This window comes from Idiomarina sp. OT37-5b (assembly GCF_002968395.1).
GTDB classification, from domain to species: Bacteria; Pseudomonadota; Gammaproteobacteria; order Enterobacterales; family Alteromonadaceae; genus Idiomarina; species Idiomarina aquatica.
Map to the genome: position 1 here is coordinate 14,102 of NZ_CP027188.1, position 16,155 is coordinate 30,256.

Below are 16,155 nucleotides of genomic sequence, written 5' to 3' on the forward strand. Positions count from 1 at the left end.
TCTAATATAGCTTTAGGTTAAGGTAGAAAGAGTTTGGCGTGAATGCGCCAATTTTTCAACGGTTATTTAAACATGCGTTTGAATTAATGAAAAAGCAGTCGTTTATCATTCGTTACAGTAAAGCACTCGCGGCTACGGCGCTAGTGTCGATGGCGCTTGTCTGCTCGGTGCCATCGTCGGCCGCCGGTTCAGAGGCAAAGCGCGCAGAGCAGCGGGAACTATTCAGAAAAGCGGAATATGCAGCCAAACGTGGACGTCTGGCGGAGTATCGAAGACTACTGACACAGCTTGATGGTTACCCGTTAAAACCTTACCTGGAGCTTGAACGTTTGCAGCAGGTTGGTTATCTGGCTAATGAACAGCGTGTGTTGTCGTTTTTAGAACAGTACGAGGGGACGCCGCTGGACTGGCAATTACGCCGCCCGTGGTTAACGTATTTGGCCAGTCAGGGTGAAGAGCAGCGCTTTATTCGCGACTTCCGCCACCCCGGCACACTAACGCACCGTTGCCAGTTGATTGCCGCTGAGCGTAATCAGGGGCTGGCTGACGCGCCGTTCATCAAAAAAGTCGATGCGATATGGAAGCACGGCTTTTCGGTACCAACGGCCTGTAATTCGATATTGAATGAATGGGCTGATCTGGGTGCAAGAACCACGGATAAGGTTTGGCAACGGATCAGTTTAGCTGCCAACGGCGGTAACCCAACGTTAATTCCTTACCTAACCGGGCTGCTACCGGAAAACCTCCGATATCTAGGGGACCTCTATCATAAAGTTCGCTATTCACCGGCGGCTATCTATTCTGACCGCCGCTGGCGCGGGGTCGATCAAAAAAGAGAAGCCGAAATCGCCGCGTTTGGCTTGCAAAAATTGATTTGGGCGAATGAAAACCTTGCCTTAAAAGCTTTTGATAAGCTCAGCCAAAAACTGCCGTTTAACCGTGAACAGCGCCAACAAATAGCCGCTGAGTTTGCGGTGGCACTGAGCCTGAAAGATCATCCAGAAGCACGCGTCTGGCATCAGCGGGTGCCGCCGTCCGCCCTTGATGAACGCACGCTGCAATGGCGACTTGCGACGTACTTAAGAGATCGCGACTTTAGTAACTTAAAGCGAGCGATTCAAAGCCTTCCTGCAGCCATTGCCGGAGGAGCTCAGTGGCGTTACTGGTTGGCTCGTGCCAGTCAATTGAGCGGTGATGAGCTGGGTGCTAATGAAATCTACAGTGAGCTGGCCAAGGAGCGAAACTATTATGGTTTCCTGGCTTCTGCCCGATTGGGTAAGCCGGTCAGTTTGGAACGAGAGCCTATTGATGTCAGCTTGATGGAGCTAGAACAAGTCCGAAACCATCCGAGCGCACAGCGAGCCTATGAATTTATTCAGTTGGGGCGTTTTGTCGACGCGCGCCGGGAATGGAACCATTTGCTCACTGAACTCGATGGCGAGGCGCACAAAGCGGCCGCGTTGCTGGCGAGTGAATGGGAGTGGCATGATCAGGCGATATGGACATTGGCGCAGATTGGCCACTTTGATGCCATAAATATTCGTTTCCCGATGGCTTATGGTCAATTGTTAACGGATTCCTCGAATAAAGTGGGTATCGATCCGACCTGGGCGATGGCTATTACTCGCCGTGAAAGTGCGTTTCGTGCGGATGCCTATTCGAGCGCGGGTGCACGCGGGTTGATGCAAATTCTGCCAAGTACCGCGCGGCGGTTACGTAACGATAACATCAGCTATCGACAACTGCATCGACCCGAAGTCAACGTTGATCTGGGGACTTACTATCTCAGCCGATTACAGAATCGCTTTGATCAGAACCATGTGCTGGCGACGGCATCCTACAATGCCGGTTATTACAAGGTTCTCGACTGGTTACCACAAAGCCCGACACCAGCCGATGAATGGATTGAGCAAATCCCATATTATGAAACGCGTGATTACGTGAAGGCAGTGATGACTTATCAACAGATTTACTATTTACTGCATGAAAATCAGGGCAACTTATTCGAAACCTTAGAAGCGATGAAGATTCAGCCAAGTTATGACTAGCAACTATCGACGTCCGGCAACGACTGCAGTGGCGGAGACGGTGGTTAAAAACAGTCGTTTTATCGCCGTCGTTGATATCATGAAGCAACCCGAGGACCTGCACCAATTGAGCGATCGTGCAATGCAACAGTGGCCCAAAGCCAGCCATTATTGCACGGCGAGTATTTTAGGCTCGCCACAGCAGGGAACGTTTAGCTGTAACGATGACGGCGAACCCTCAGGTACCGCAGGCAGACCCATGTTGACAGTGTTGCAGAACGCTCCGCTGGGTGATGTTGCTGCGGTGGTGGTGCGTTACTTTGGCGGTGTCAAGTTAGGTACCGGAGGGTTGCAACGGGCCTACGGTCAGGCGGTTGCCGCCGCACTCGAGAAGCTGCCGACCGAGCTGGTGGTGTATCGGGAAAGTTTTGAACTCGACTACCCTTATCATCTGCAGGGAGCCATAGAACCTTTGTGGCAACAATTTGATGTGCGTGTCAGCGACAGTCAGTTTACCGAGCAAGTGCATCAACGTATTGAATTGATACCGGACGAGCTGGCGCCCTTGCAAGAGCGTTTGGACGCGGTTTCGCAAGGGCAGTTGAAACTGCGGAAGTGTTAAAAGAACATCGCGCTGGGCTGGAACAAGCGCTCGACTTCATCGATGTATTTTTTATCCAGTAAGAACATGATGACATGGTCATCCGCCTGAATAATGGTCTCGCTGTGAGCCATCAGCACCTCATTGCCTCTTACAATGGCGCCGATGGTGGTTCCCGGTGGCAACTTCACCTCTTTTATGGCTTTACCGACCACTTTCGATGTCTTTTCGTCACCATGTGCGATGGCTTCAATCGCCTCAGCTGCGCCCTTACGCAATGAGTAAACATTGACAATGTCACCGCGGCGAACGTGCGTTAACAGCGCTGAAATGGTTGCTCTTTGTGGCGAAATGGCAATATCTATCTCGCCGCCTTGCACTAAATCGACGTATGCACTGCGCTGAATGAGTACCATCGTTTTACGCGCACCCATGCGTTTTGCCAGCATCGCTGACATGATATTGGCTTCGTCGTCGTTTGTTACTGCAATGAAAACGTCGATGTCCTCAACGTGCTCTTCCTCAAGTAATTTTTGATCTGAGGCGTCACCACGAAAAATCAGCGTATGCTCAAGACGTTGCGACAGCTCTTCGGCACGCGCGTCATCTCGCTCAATCAGCTTAACGCGATGGTCGCTTTCAAGCTGTTTGGCTAAACCAGCGCCAATATTTCCGCCGCCGACGATCATGATGCGGCGGTACTTGGTTTCTAATTTCTGCAATTCTTCCATTACCGTGCTGATATGGCGGGTATCGGCAATAAAGAAAACCTCGTCATCGGCTTCGATAATGGTGGTGCCGGTAGGACGTATGGGATGTCCTTGACGATAAATCGCCGCAACACGGGTATCGATATTAGGAATGTGCTCGCGCAGCGTGGAGATCGCGTGTCCCACCAATTTACCGCCATAATAGGCTTTAACGGCGACTAAGCTGGCGCGGCCACCGGCAAACTCCATAACCTGTAATGCTCCGGGATAATCAATCAACTTTTTAATGTAATTCGTGACTAATTGTTCCGGCGAGATAATAAAGTCAACCGGGGCATCGTTCTTGTGAAACAGCTGATCGCGGTAACGAATGTATTCCTCAGAGCGAATTCGGGCGATTTTTGTCGGCGTATTAAAAATGGAATAGGCAACCTGACAGGCGATCATATTGGTTTCGTCGCTGTTGGTTACTGCAATCACTAAATCCGCGTCTTCCGCGCCGGCTCGACGCAACGTATCCGGGTGCGCACCATTGCCGACAACAACTTGTAAATCATACTTATCTTGCAGTGCCTCAAGCAGGTCGGTATCGGTATCAACGACGGTAATATCATTGCGTTCGCCAACAAGATTCTCCGCTAACGTTCCGCCAACCTGACCAACACCTAAGATAATGATTTTCATGATTGTTTTCTTAACCTTGCGTAAAAGAAACCATCGCCGCCGGAGGTTTCCGGAAACAGTTGCAGCGTCGCTGACTGCTCGGATATCGGCAGTAGATTAGCATCTTGATGGCGGCTGAGGAAGTGTTCAACCTGGGTCTGATTTTCCTGTTTCAGCACCGAGCAAGTTGCGTAGAGCAATTCGCCACCGTCGGCTAAGGTTTGCCAGATGGTGTCCATAATCGTTGCCTGTAACGATACCAATGCTTCGATATCGGTTCTGCGTCGCAACCACTTAATATCCGGGTGACGACGAATCACTCCGGTTGCGGAGCAGGGCGCATCCAGTAAGATGCGATCAAATGGTTTACCATCCCACCAGGCCTCCAAATCAGCGACGTCGGCGCAAATAATGTTAGCGGGTTGTTGTTGTCGCGCGAGGTTCTCACGTACACGTTCAAGTCGTTGTGCATCGACGTCCAGCGCCACTAAAGGCGTTGTGAACTGATGTCGTTCCAGTAAGTGCAGCGTCTTGCCGCCCGGCGCTGCGCAGCAATCAAGCACACGATGACTTGCGTCTGCGTTTAGAAAAAAACCGGCCATTTGTGCTGAACGATCTTGAACCGACACGTCGCCCTTACTGAAGCCGGGCAAACGTTCGACCGAACAGGCTTTGTCCAGACGCAGGGCGCTGCTGACTTCGTGGTCAGTGTGGGCGATAATTTCCTGCTCTAATAGCTGTTTCTGGTAAGCGGCGGCCGACGTGCGCGATTCATTCACACGCAACCACATCGGCGGGTGTTGATTATTAGCCGTTAAAATCGACTGCCAGCGCTCTGGGTAGTCTGTCTGTAAGGCGTCAACAAACCAACGTGGGTGGTTGAATAACGGGTCATCAGGGAGTGTCCGTTGATCTTGTTCATCCCGCGCTGGCGCCTCGCGTAACAATTGGCGCAAAATTCCGTTGATCAGGCCGGTATGGTTCTTCCGTTTTAATTGTTTTGCCGCTTCTACCGTGGCACTGACCGCTGCATGGTCTTTGGTACGGAGTTGATATAGTTGGTAAGCGCCCACTAACAAAAGAGTGTTGAGGATCGACAGTTTGCCTTTGAGCGGCTTATTTAATTTGGCGGCAACTAAACGATTAAGCGTGGGTAAAAAACGCAACACCCCGTAGCAAATCGCTTGCGCTAATCGTTTGTCATTGCCATCAAGCTGTTCCGTTTCTGCGGGTAAAGCGTTGGTCAGGCTTTCGCCGTCATTTAGCACCCGGTGTAATGCGCGGGTCGCTGCGGCTCGGCTTGCTGCGCCGGAAAGCTTGGTTTGAGGTTTGGTCATTAAGAGAGTTGCTTCCCGTTACTAAAAATGTCGGCATACCCGTTCACGAGTGTTGCCACTGGTTGCGGTTTCTTCCCCGGGACTTGCGCTTCGAGTATGCGCAAAACGCCGTCTCCACAGGCTACATCAATACCTTCAGCGGTCGCGCTGACAATGGTTCCTGCTGCCGTGTTCTGAGTTGTTGAAGGTAATGACTGTGCTTTCAGCACTTTGACCATCGACTGATTTCCTTTGAAGCCATCGATGTCGAACCAGGCCGTCGGCCATGGGAAAAACGCTCGTACGTTGCGTTCAAGTTGTTGTGCTGACAGGTTCCAGTCAATACGCCCTTCATCTTTACTGAGCTTCTTGGCATAGGTCGCCTGATCGTTGTTCTGAGGGGTCGCTTGATGACGATAATGTTCAAGCTCATCGAGCACGGTAATTAACGCATCAGGACCCAGTGCCTCCAGCTTTTGATATAAGGAGGCAGAGGTTTCGTCAGCGGCTATGTCGCAGCTGACTTCGTGTAATACAGGACCAGTATCGAGGCCGGCTTCCATCTGCATTACTGCCACACCGGATTTTTCATCGCCGGCCCAAATGGCACGTTGAATCGGGGCGGCACCGCGCCAACGAGGAAGCAACGAACCGTGCACATTAATGCAGCCATAGCGCGGTGTATCAAGAATGCGTTGTGGCAATAGTAATCCGTAAGCGACCACAACCATCACGTCAGCGTCCAACTGTGCCAACTCGCGCTGTGCCTCTTCAGCTTTCAATGACTCAGGCTGCAACACTGGCAATTCATGCTGTTGCGCGAGTTGTTTCACCGCGGACGGCTGTAATTTCTTACCACGACCGGCAGGGCGATCCGGCTGAGTGTAAACGGCGACCACCTGGTGCTTCGATGCCAGCAACGCTTGTAAATGTCGTGCAGCAAACTCGGGTGTGCCGGCGAACACAATCTTTAGCGGTTGGCTCATGCTTAGGCATCCGCCGCCAGTTTTTGTTGAACGCGCTGTTCTTTTTCCAGCTTTTTGCGGATTCGGCTTTGCTTAAGCGGCGACAAATAATCCACAAAAAGTTTGCCATTCAAGTGATCGATTTCATGCTGGATGCAAATCGCCAGCAATCCGTCTGCTTCAAGGCTAAAACTCTCGCCGTTGCGATCCAGCGCCTGAACTGTGACTTTTTCAGCTCGTTCAACTTTGGCGTAAACCCCGGGAAATGATAAGCAACCTTCATCATTGGTGAAGTGACCTTCAGCTTTTGTAATCTCCGGGTTAATGAACACCAGGGGTTCGTTCTGATCTTCACTGCAGTCAGCGACGAATAATCGCTTATGAACATCGACCTGAGTCGCCGCTAAACCGACGCCTTGAGACTCGTACATGGTCTCGAACATGTCGTCGATGGTCGCGCGTAGCGCGTCATCCACCGTTGCTATCGGTTCTGCAACCTTGCGCAAACGCTCGTCCGGATATTTTAGAACCGTTAACTGAGACATAATTTTAACTCCATTGCTTTGACTACCCTTAGTTTAACGTATTTTGGGGTATTAAGGACAGTCTATGAATCAACAGGATTTGTGTATTTTATTGGGGCTAAATCGCGCAAAACAAGACGTAAAAAGGGATGCACGCGAGCTAAAAAGTACCACCGACGTGCTTGAGCGATGGTCGCAATCGTTAAAACCGGTTGATTCGCGATGGGTCACGGCAGCGTTAACCTGGCAGCAGCAACCGAATCAGGGGGTTATTGGTTTTTATGATGAAGTTTATCCGCCGTTACTGAAGCAGATACAAGATCCGCCTTGGTTGCTGTTTTGGCATGGGCGGCAAGAACTTCTGCAACAACAGTGTGTGGCATTGGTGGGTAGCAGGAAGGCTTCCCATAGTGGCCTGCAAACCGCTGACTGGTTTGCTCGCGACTGCACCCAAGCTGACCTTGTCGTTGTCAGCGGTTTGGCCATGGGCATCGACGCACAGGCACATTCAACGGCTGTCGAGATGGGCAAAACCATTGCCGTTCTGGGTACCGGCATTGATAAAATTTACCCACCGCGTAATCGTCAATTGCACCGTCTCATCAGTCATCAGGGGCTTATCGTTTCGGAGTTTCCACCCGGTGTTTCAGCGCGAATGGATCATTTTCCCCGCCGTAACCGTATTATTAGTGGATTAAGCAAAGGTGTTGTGGTGATAGAAGCGGCAAAACGCAGCGGTTCCATGTCGACCGCCTTGGCAGCAATTAATGAAGGTCGCCATGTTGGTGCCGTACCGGGGTCGTTGTACGCACGCGAATACGAAGGTTGTCACTGGTTGATTCGGCAGGGTGCAGAGCTCATTTCAACGTCGCAGGATATCATCAGTTGGTTTGGCCAAATCGCGTTGCCCGAAATGAGTGCAGCAGACGATGAACATTGGCAACAAGAAAGCTTGGCAAACACAAATTTGTTCGCTAATGTGGGATCAGAGCCCACTTCCGTTGATCAGTTAGTCGAACGAAGTGGTCTCTCTGCGGCAAAGGTAACGGAACAATTATTATTACTTGAGTTACAGGGTGCTGTAGCAGCTGTACCGGGCGGTTATATCAAAGTGGGGAGGCGCTAATTATGTTTGATATCCTCATGTATTTGTTCGAGAACTATATACACTCCGAACAAGAGGTCGTGGTAGACCATGATGAACTTACCGATGAGCTGGCCCGCGCAGGGTTTCATCGGCAGGAAATCCAAAAAGCTCTCGCCTGGCTAGAGCGCTTGGCTGACTTGCAGGACACGGATGGCAAGTCGTACTTGTCCTCACAACCGTCACAGTCAACGCGCATCTTTACAGAGCAGGAGACAACCAGGCTCGACTGTCAATGCCGTGGCTTTTTGATTTATCTCGAAAACCTCGGCGTGTTAGACTTCGCAACACGAGAAATGGTGATTGATCGTGTGATGGAGCTGGAAACGGCCAACTTTAACCTTGATGACCTTAAGTGGGTCGTGCTGATGGTCTTGTTTAATTTACCCGGGCATGAAGCGGCTTATGATCAGATGGAAGGTTTATTGTTTGAGGAGCCCGAAGGCCCGTTACACTGATTAACAGACGTGCGATGAGCGGGGAACCATGCAGCAATGTCCTGAATGTGGTAGCGAGCTAGTGGTCAAACACAAGGGCCATAATAGCTTTCTGGCCTGTTCTGCGTATCCTGCCTGTCAATTTACGCAAGGCTTACGTGAGCAATCAGAGATCGAACCTGAGGGCTTAGGCGTTGCGTGTCCTGAGTGTGGTAATGAATTACAGATTAAGAGCGGCCGATTTGGGCTGTTCGTTGGCTGCAGTAATTTCCCTACCTGTGATTTTGTCGCCGAACCTGATACGCAGGCAAGCCCTGAACAGGTAGCATGTCCTCTATGCGCCAAGGCAGATCGTGATGGTCGCTTAATTCAAAAAACCTCGCGTAAAGGATCGCCTTTTTACGCCTGTGACCAGTTCCCTCAATGTGATTTTTCAGTCAATTTACCCCCGGTTGCACAAGCGTGTCCAAAATGCGATTTTCCCATCCTATTGCGAAAGAAACAGGCTGGTGTGGTGCGCTACGTGTGTGCGCAAAAGGCCTGTGATTATCGGTCACAAGCGGTATAATTTATCCCAACTAAGTAAAGTGAGAATCTGTGACGATGTTTGATCCGAAAGATGTGCGCGAAGCACTTTTGGATGGCGTAATTGCTTATCCGACAGAAGCCGTTTTTGGGCTGGGTTGTGATCCCACCAATGATGAGGCGATAGCAAAAATTCTCGATTTAAAGCAACGGCCGGTTGAGAAAGGCCTCATTTTGATTGCCGCCGATTACAGTCAATTGCTACCGTTTGTGGATGACCAGGCAATCCCGCAGGATAAGCGGTTTGCCGTGTTCTCTCATTGGCCGGGGCCGGTGACATTAATCCTGCCTGCGCGTCCGTCGGTATCGCACTTATTAACGGGCGGTCGTGACAGCATTGCCGTGCGAGTAACGGCGTTTGAACCGGTGCGTGAACTGTGCCGCAAGTTGGGTACCCCACTGGTTTCGACCAGTGCCAACCCGGCAGGCGAGGAGCCGGCGAGAACGGCACAGGAAGTTCGTGATTACTTCGGCGATCAACTCAGCTGGATAATGGATGAACCAACGGGCGGTGCCTTGTCCCCCAGTACCATTATCGATCCACTCACTAAAAAAGTATTTCGTACATCATGAATGAACAGTATTTGCAGCCGGTACTGGCGTATTTGATGAGTTTGCAGGACAGTATCTGCAAGCGCATCGAGCAGCTCGACGGCGAAGCACGTTTCCAACAAGATGCCTGGCAACGAGAGCAGGGCGGCGGTGGCCGTTCGCGGGTAATGAAAAACGGTGCCGTGTTTGAACAGGCCGGCGTTGGCTTTTCGCATGTTCATGGTGCGCAGCTACCTAAAAGTGCAACCGCGCACCGACCGGAGCTCGAAGGTCGAGACTTCAATGCCTGTGGTGTTTCCTTAGTGTTTCACCCAAAAAACCCACACGTACCGACGGTACACATGAACGTTCGTTTTTTCATCGCCGAAAAGGCGGGGGAAGAACCGGTGTGGTGGTTTGGCGGTGGCTTTGATCTAACACCGTTTTATGCGGTAGAGGAAGATGTCATCGGTTGGCACCAGCATGCGAAAGCGACGCTGGATAAACTTGATGAGTCGTTGTATCCGTCCTATAAAACCTGGTGTGATGATTATTTCTATCTGAAGCACCGCAACGAAGCACGTGGTGTTGGCGGCATCTTTTTTGATGACCTGAATGACCGTCCTTTCGAGGATGCCTTTGCGGTGATTCAAGCGGTGGGTGATGCGTTCGTTGACGGCTATGAACCGATCGTGAAAAAACGCAAAGACACCCCATTTACCGAGCAACAAAGGGCGTTCCAGCTCTATCGTCGCGGTCGTTATGTTGAATTTAATCTCGTCTGGGATCGCGGCACGCTGTTTGGTTTACAGACAGGGGGGCGGACGGAGTCTATCCTGATGTCGATGCCGCCGATGGCCCGCTGGGAATATGATTGGCAGCCGGAACCCGGATCCGCGGAAGCACGTTTGACGGAGTACTTTTTGCTACCACAGGACTGGGCCTCAAAACGCATCGAAGGCAGTGCTGATGACGCGTGAATTTTGCGTGCTCGGTAATCCGATTGCGCACAGCCGGTCACCACAAATCCACGAGCTGTTTGCGCAACAGTTCGAGCATAATCTGTGCTACCGGCGACAATTGGCCACCGTGGATCGGTTTTCTCGTGTTGTTGCCGGCTTGTTTCGCCAGGGGCTGGCGGGTGCAAATGTGACCGTCCCGTTTAAAGTTCAGGCCTATCAGTTAGTCACCCGGACCACTGCAGAAGCATCATTCGCACGGGCGGTTAACACCCTGATCCCACAACGTGATGGCGGGTTATTGGGGGCAAACACCGATGGTAAGGGCTTGCTGTATGATTTGAAGCGGCAGGGCGTCGACTTGTCCGGTTGTAAGGTATTGCTGATTGGCGCCGGCGGCGCTGCCCGGGGGGTATTAAAAAATCTTCTCGATGCCAAGCCGGAGGGCATCTGGATTTATAACCGTACCACAGCGAATGCCCGCGCGCTGAGTGAGCTGAGCACCGGAGTTCATTGCGTTGAGAGCTGGTCGTCACTGGCTGCCGTTGATGTCGTGATCAATGCGACCAGCGCCTCATTATTTGGCCAATTGCCGGACGTTCCTGAACGGATGTACCGACATGCTGAATTTATCTATGACATGGTTTACGGTGCAGAATTAACCGGCTTTCTTAAGCACGTTCAGCAAGTGAGCGATGCGCGCTGCAGCGATGGTCTGGGTATGCTTGTCGGACAGGCCGCTGAAAGCTACCGGCTGTGGTGGGGCTCGGAGTTACCACGTATTGAGCCGGTTATTCGGGTACTGCGTCAACAGTTGGTTGAACCTTCATAAGACGCACATCAACCTGACGGTGAGCGAGGAAGTTTAACCAACCATTTTGATTGGGGCGGATGCTGTCGCCCGGGCCTTTCACTTCGACCAACTGAACTTGCCCTTTATCGTTATAGAGCCACAAATCCGGAAAGCCGCTGCGGTTATTTTTGACGTCAAACGCCAGGCGCTGAAAGATGTCGTGCCAAACCTTAGCCGGTAATCGGTTAAACCAGGCTTCAACATCGCTTAGATAATGCCAACGCCAGGGCACGAACGGATTAGCGATACCCTGCTTTTGCTCGATGGTGTCGCGAATAAGTTGCTGTACCGCAGCAGTATCTGAAAGCAGTAATTTCAGCCGGTCAGAGATAAGCTGCTGACGATGTTTGAAGAATGCAGGCGACGTTAGATCTCTGGGGGCCCGTTGGAAGGGATGAATGAACGCGCCGTCTACCTCTGAAAAAATAATATCCCAGAAGATCAGTCCGAACAGCGACTGAACAATCAGGTTCTCCGCGTGCAAGCCTTGCCAACCCAATTGTTGATAGTGACTTAATACGGCTTGTTCGACCTGTCTGGCGGTGAATTTCAGGTGCACGAGTTCCTCAGTTATCGTGATGTTATCGGTGTTGGTCGGTTGTTTAAACCAGCGCGCCAGTAATTGTGTGGCAACGGCCAACTCCGGTTCGTCCCAGGGGTGCTGGCGCATGGTCGTTAGCACCTGTTGGCAACGCGTCTTTTTATTCAGGCGATAGAGAATACGGGCTTGTCGCTCGCGGCTGGGAGGGCGTGACGAGCGTTGATAAAGCGTCAGAGCCTGTTCAAACTGCTGCTGTCGCTCACAGTCTCTTGCAACCCGATTCAGGAAGCGGCTGAAACGACCATGATAACGTTCGGGAAGCTCGCTGAGGCAGTCGTTCAAGGGCAGTGTCAATGCCCAGTCGATACGCTCGGAAAGGGTCGGTAGCTCCTTGTAATGTTGCTGCCATTGCTCGATTTTGCAAAAGATTTCGAAGTGCCGGCGATCCGGAAATACCGCGCGTGGTTGATAACGATAAGGCTCGTAACGAACATGGCCGAGAGCGGTGACGACAAATTCTGACAGCTGCTGATGACGGTTGCCGAAAAACAGCAGCGACAGTTGTTGGAAGAGGCTATTCTTCTGTAATTCAATGACCGCTTCGGGTAACACCGCGGCTGTGTGTTCAAGTTGCTGTACGATTTCGGCTTTACTTAACCGAGCCAAGGTTTCACCCGGGAACGCCGCGGTTAATTCGGCTTTAGTAAACAGCTTTAAAGCGTTAGCTGAGGGGTTTTTGTGGAGGCATATCCAGCCGTTTTTAGCGAGCTCATCAAGCGCCCCTTCAATATCAATTTCGTGGTAATGGAGTTTGTTGGTGCGGAACAGCTCCCCTTTGCGCATATACAGACGTAACCATAACTTTTGCGCATTCGCACTCAGTTGCTGATAGTGGTCGAGGGCTTCATGAAGCTCGCGGCTGAGTAGTGCCGAGTGATAGTGCAACACCCACCGACGAACAACTTCAAAATTCTGCCAATAATAATCGGGCTGATCAGCATCAGCGACGTCCCAATCCATTGAAATACCTGCCAAAAAATAATGTGCTTATAAGAGGTACGAAAAAAACGAGCGAAATCGTCTAAGAAAATACCATATAAGCAGTAGATCGAAGATGATTTTATGGTAATCTTATCGACCGCTTTCGTTCATCGAAGTACGCCATGAGCGAAGCGGAAAAATTGTTTCCACATGAGAAGCAAGACAATAATAAGATGGGCAAACTGGGATGCCTGCAGTAATAAAACCCTTCCAAAACAAACAATTACAGAAATTTCAAACACGGTAAATTATTTAAAATTTACTGTGGGGAAACTAGTTGTCAACAGAGTTATCCACACGTTACTCACCAGTGCTTGCTAGCGTTGTATGCTAAGCTGTGGCATTCTTCTCCGAAACCTCAGAATCTGCCAAAAAGGTTTGCTGAATGACCAAAAATGTACCAGAAAACCCATTTATTCTCGTCGATGGCTCTTCGTATTTATTTCGAGCGTTCCACGCGCCACCTCACCTGACGAACTCCAAAGGCGAGCCCACCGGCGCGATTTATGGCGTCGTTAATATGTTACGCAGTTTGCTTAAGCGCTATAAGCCAGAGAACATGGCGGTCGTTTTTGATGCTAAAGGCAAAACCTTTCGCAGCGATATTTACGCTGAATATAAAGCACACCGTCCGCCGATGCCGGATGAGCTGCGCTCCCAGATTGAGCCGTTGCATGAAATTGTCAAAGCGATGGGTTTGCCGTTGCTGTGTGTGGACGGTGTAGAAGCGGACGATGTCATTGGGACCTTGGCAACTCAGGCGGGCGAAGAAGGGCGCTTTACCTTAATCAGCACCAGCGATAAAGACATGGCGCAGTTGGTTAATGAGCACGTGATGCTGATCAACACCATGACCGATACCTTGTTGGACGAGGAGGGTGTGAAGGAAAAGTTCGGTGTCGCGCCCGACCAAATCATCGACTACCTAGCGTTGATGGGTGACAGTTCCGATAACATTCCGGGTTTACCGAAAGTGGGTGAGAAAACCGCGCAGGCGCTGTTACAGGGAATTCCGTCGATAGATGCCATTTATGACGATGTCGATGCGGTAACAAAACTGAGTTTCCGTGGTGCCAAGTCAATGCCGAAAAAATTGCAGGAGTACCGTGATCAACTGCTGATGTCCCGAGAGCTGGCCACCATCAAATGCGATGTGGAACTGGATTTCAACCCTCAGCAACTCAGCATTTCTGCGGCTGATAATGATAAATTGGCCGAGCTGTACGGACGTTGTGAATTCCGTCGTTGGTTAAGCGAGTTATTGGAACAGGGCGCTGCCACCGACCAGGCGTTAGGTTTAACGCATAATAGCGACGATGCGCCAGACACGGGTGTTTCCCGCGACGGCTATCAAACCTTACTGAGTGAAGATGAGGTCAGTGAGTACTTACAAAAGCTTAACACCCTCGATTATTTTGCCTTTGATACAGAGACCACCAGCCTCAACTACATGGATGCGGAGTTGGTCGGCGTGTCGTTATCGGGTGCTGAAGGTGAAGGCGTGTATATTCCGGTTGCACATGACTACATGGAGGCGCCGGAGCAAGTCAGTCGTGACTGGTTACTGCAACAATTAAAACCGTTACTTGAGGCTGACAAACCACAGAAAGTCGGACAAAACCTAAAGTACGATGCTCATATTCTACGTCGTTACGATATCCGCTTAGCGGGCATCAAAAACGACACCATGCTCGCGTCATACGTGTTTAATAGTGTTGGTTCGCGGCATGACATGGACACACTGAGTTTACAGTACTTAAATCACAAACCGATTAAATTTGAAGACATCGCGGGTAAAGGTGCTAAGCAACTGACGTTTAATCAAATTGCATTAGAACAGGCAGCTCCCTATGCGGCAGAGGATGCGGATATCACCTTGCGGTTGCATGAAGTGCTGTGGAGCAAGCTGGAATCAACCAGTGATGAGTTGATGCACGTGTTGACGGACATCGAAATACCATTGATTTCGGTACTAACCGACATGGAAGAGTATGGCGTACGTATTGATGCCGATATGCTGGCGCAACAAAGCCATGATATCGAAAAACTGCTGGTGGAGTATGAGCGCAAGGCGTTCGAAATTGCTGGCGAAGAGTTTAACTTAGGCTCAACCAAACAACTGCAGGCCATTCTGTTTGATAAATTGCAGCTCCCGGTCATCAAAAAGACCCCGAAGGGCGCACCGTCGACGGCCGAAGATGTATTGCACGAACTGGCGCACGACTACCCGTTGCCGGACGTGATTTTGCGCCACCGTAGCTTATCGAAATTGAAATCAACTTATACCGATAAGCTGCCGAAAATGATTAATGCCCGCACCGGCCGAGTGCATACATCGTATCAACAGGCGGTTGCGGCAACCGGACGATTGTCGTCAACAGAACCGAATTTACAGAATATTCCGATCCGTACCGAGGAAGGTCGTCGGGTTCGTCAGGCGTTTGTGCCTGAACCCGGCTACAAAATTGTGGCCATTGACTACAGCCAAATCGAACTGCGGATCATGGCGCATTTATCTCAGGATAAGGCGCTTTTGACGGCGTTTGCAGAAGGTAAAGATATTCACCGGGCGACAGCGGCAGAAGTGTTTTCTTGCAGCCTCGATGAAGTATCTGACGAGCAGCGGCGTCGAGCGAAAGCGGTTAACTTTGGCTTGATCTATGGTATGTCGGCTTTTGGCTTAGCTCGCCAGTTGGACATTCCGCGCCATGAAGCTCAGCACTATATGGACAAGTACTTTGAACGATTCCCGGGTGTGCTTCGGTATATGGAAGATACGCGTAAGTTGGCGAAAGAACAGGGATTTGTAAAAACCTTGTACGGTCGACGCCTACCACTTCCTGACATTAAGGCGTCCAATGGGGCCGGTCGTAAAGCCGCTGAACGAGCGGCAATCAATGCACCAATGCAGGGTACAGCCGCTGACATTATTAAACGAGCAATGATTGCAGTTGATCAGTGGATCGCCGAAAAGCAATGTCAGAAAGACGTACGTATGCTCATGCAGGTGCACGATGAACTGGTGTTTGAAATTGCTGAACATAAAATTGATGACTATGTCAGTGCATTAAGTCATGTCATGGAACAGGCCGCCAGCCTTGATGTGCCGCTTATTGCCGAAGCGGGTGTCGGCATGAATTGGGACGAAGCACACTAAAATTTTTTAACACTATGAACTTTTTTTAATTAACCCAGTCGGAGTAAGTGAGGGCAAGTTATTGGAATGAACATCCAGCCCTCAAAATTTGTTCTCCCTGG

14 protein-coding genes are annotated in these 16,155 nt (G+C 50.7%); 9 read left to right on the plus strand and 5 right to left on the minus strand.

What is annotated here, in order from left to right; all coding sequences use genetic code 11:
* Positions 1 to 38: 38 nt before the first annotated feature.
* The gene (locus C5610_RS00060; RefSeq protein WP_262339908.1) at positions 39 to 2,048 is read left to right on the plus strand and encodes a transglycosylase SLT domain-containing protein; all 2,010 of its coding nucleotides are present in this window, start codon (positions 39 to 41) and stop codon (positions 2,046 to 2,048) included.
* A complete protein-coding gene (locus C5610_RS13565) occupies positions 2,041 to 2,649 on the plus strand; it encodes an IMPACT family protein (protein WP_158682632.1) in 609 nt (202 codons plus the stop codon). Before C5610_RS00060 ends, C5610_RS13565 begins: the two co-directional genes overlap by 8 nt.
* Here C5610_RS13565 and trkA read toward each other — a convergent pair.
* From trkA to def, 4 genes are read right to left on the minus strand one after another with little or no spacing between them, the layout of a single operon-like run.
* Positions 2,646 to 4,022: a Trk system potassium transporter TrkA gene (gene trkA / locus C5610_RS00070; RefSeq protein WP_105305308.1), complete on the minus strand. Its 1,377-nt coding sequence runs from the start codon at positions 4,020 to 4,022 to the stop codon at positions 2,646 to 2,648. The two genes, C5610_RS13565 and trkA, sit on opposite strands and share 4 nt — an antisense overlap.
* Positions 4,019 to 5,338 carry a 16S rRNA (cytosine(967)-C(5))-methyltransferase RsmB gene (gene rsmB / locus C5610_RS00075; protein WP_105305309.1) on the minus strand — a complete coding sequence of 440 codons (1,320 nt, stop codon included), beginning with the start codon at positions 5,336 to 5,338 and terminating at the stop codon, positions 4,019 to 4,021. Before rsmB ends, trkA begins: the two co-directional genes overlap by 4 nt.
* A complete protein-coding gene (fmt, locus tag C5610_RS00080) occupies positions 5,338 to 6,303 on the minus strand; it encodes a methionyl-tRNA formyltransferase (RefSeq protein ID WP_105305310.1) in 966 nt (321 codons plus the stop codon). Before fmt ends, rsmB begins: the two co-directional genes overlap by 1 nt.
* Before the next feature lie 2 nt (positions 6,304 to 6,305).
* On the minus strand, positions 6,306 to 6,827 hold the full coding sequence (gene def, locus C5610_RS00085; RefSeq protein WP_105305311.1) for a peptide deformylase: 522 nt from the start codon (positions 6,825 to 6,827) through the stop codon (positions 6,306 to 6,308).
* Between the two features lie 64 nt (positions 6,828 to 6,891).
* Here def and dprA point away from each other — a divergent pair, with 64 nt between their 5' ends.
* The 6 genes from dprA to aroE are packed head-to-tail and all read left to right on the plus strand — an operon-like array spanning position 6,892 to position 11,294.
* Positions 6,892 to 7,932, plus strand: a complete 1,041-nt coding sequence (gene dprA / locus C5610_RS00090) for a DNA-processing protein DprA (RefSeq protein WP_241970554.1) — start codon at positions 6,892 to 6,894, stop codon at positions 7,930 to 7,932.
* A gap of 2 nt (positions 7,933 to 7,934) precedes the next feature.
* A complete protein-coding gene (locus C5610_RS00095) occupies positions 7,935 to 8,408 on the plus strand; it encodes a DUF494 family protein (protein ID WP_105305312.1) in 474 nt (157 codons plus the stop codon).
* A gap of 28 nt (positions 8,409 to 8,436) precedes the next feature.
* A complete protein-coding gene (locus C5610_RS00100; RefSeq protein ID WP_105305313.1) occupies positions 8,437 to 8,955 on the plus strand; it encodes a type I DNA topoisomerase in 519 nt (172 codons plus the stop codon).
* Between the two features lie 35 nt (positions 8,956 to 8,990).
* Entirely contained in the window at positions 8,991 to 9,545 is a 555-nt protein-coding gene (locus C5610_RS00105) for a Sua5/YciO/YrdC/YwlC family protein (RefSeq protein WP_105305314.1), read from the plus strand.
* A complete protein-coding gene (hemF, locus tag C5610_RS00110; RefSeq protein WP_105305315.1) occupies positions 9,542 to 10,483 on the plus strand; it encodes an oxygen-dependent coproporphyrinogen oxidase in 942 nt (313 codons plus the stop codon). The genes C5610_RS00105 and hemF overlap by 4 nt, the downstream gene beginning before the upstream one ends.
* The gene (gene aroE, locus C5610_RS00115; RefSeq protein WP_105305316.1) at positions 10,473 to 11,294 is read left to right on the plus strand and encodes a shikimate dehydrogenase; all 822 of its coding nucleotides are present in this window, start codon (positions 10,473 to 10,475) and stop codon (positions 11,292 to 11,294) included. The genes hemF and aroE overlap by 11 nt, the downstream gene beginning before the upstream one ends.
* Here aroE and C5610_RS00120 read toward each other — a convergent pair.
* A complete protein-coding gene (locus tag C5610_RS00120; protein ID WP_105305317.1) occupies positions 11,254 to 12,876 on the minus strand; it encodes a VRR-NUC domain-containing protein in 1,623 nt (540 codons plus the stop codon). The two genes, aroE and C5610_RS00120, sit on opposite strands and share 41 nt — an antisense overlap.
* A gap of 406 nt (positions 12,877 to 13,282) precedes the next feature.
* Between C5610_RS00120 and polA the strand changes: the two genes are divergently transcribed.
* Complete coding sequence (polA, locus tag C5610_RS00125; RefSeq protein WP_105305318.1) at positions 13,283 to 16,054, plus strand: DNA polymerase I; 2,772 nt, start codon at positions 13,283 to 13,285, stop codon at positions 16,052 to 16,054.
* Positions 16,055 to 16,155 lie beyond the last annotated feature (101 nt).

Excerpts from the sequence above, each read along its gene's own strand:
- C5610_RS13565 (WP_158682632.1), top strand. The coding sequence starts at position 2,041 with ATGACTAGCAACTATCGACGTCCGGCAACGACTGCAGTGGCGGAGACG.
- trkA (WP_105305308.1), bottom strand. The coding sequence starts at position 4,022 with ATGAAAATCATTATCTTAGGTGTTGGTCAGGTTGGCGGAACGTTAGCG.
- rsmB (WP_105305309.1), bottom strand. The coding sequence starts at position 5,338 with ATGACCAAACCTCAAACCAAGCTTTCCGGCGCAGCAAGCCGAGCCGCA.
- fmt (WP_105305310.1), bottom strand. The coding sequence starts at position 6,303 with ATGAGCCAACCGCTAAAGATTGTGTTCGCCGGCACACCCGAGTTTGCT.
- def (WP_105305311.1), bottom strand. The coding sequence starts at position 6,827 with ATGTCTCAGTTAACGGTTCTAAAATATCCGGACGAGCGTTTGCGCAAG.
- dprA (WP_241970554.1), top strand. The coding sequence starts at position 6,892 with ATGAATCAACAGGATTTGTGTATTTTATTGGGGCTAAATCGCGCAAAA.
- C5610_RS00095 (WP_105305312.1), top strand. The coding sequence starts at position 7,935 with ATGTTTGATATCCTCATGTATTTGTTCGAGAACTATATACACTCCGAA.
- C5610_RS00100 (WP_105305313.1), top strand. The coding sequence starts at position 8,437 with ATGCAGCAATGTCCTGAATGTGGTAGCGAGCTAGTGGTCAAACACAAG.
- C5610_RS00105 (WP_105305314.1), top strand. The coding sequence starts at position 8,991 with ATGTTTGATCCGAAAGATGTGCGCGAAGCACTTTTGGATGGCGTAATT.
- hemF (WP_105305315.1), top strand. The coding sequence starts at position 9,542 with ATGAATGAACAGTATTTGCAGCCGGTACTGGCGTATTTGATGAGTTTG.
- aroE (WP_105305316.1), top strand. The coding sequence starts at position 10,473 with ATGACGCGTGAATTTTGCGTGCTCGGTAATCCGATTGCGCACAGCCGG.
- C5610_RS00120 (WP_105305317.1), bottom strand. The coding sequence starts at position 12,876 with ATGGATTGGGACGTCGCTGATGCTGATCAGCCCGATTATTATTGGCAG.
- polA (WP_105305318.1), top strand. The coding sequence starts at position 13,283 with ATGACCAAAAATGTACCAGAAAACCCATTTATTCTCGTCGATGGCTCT.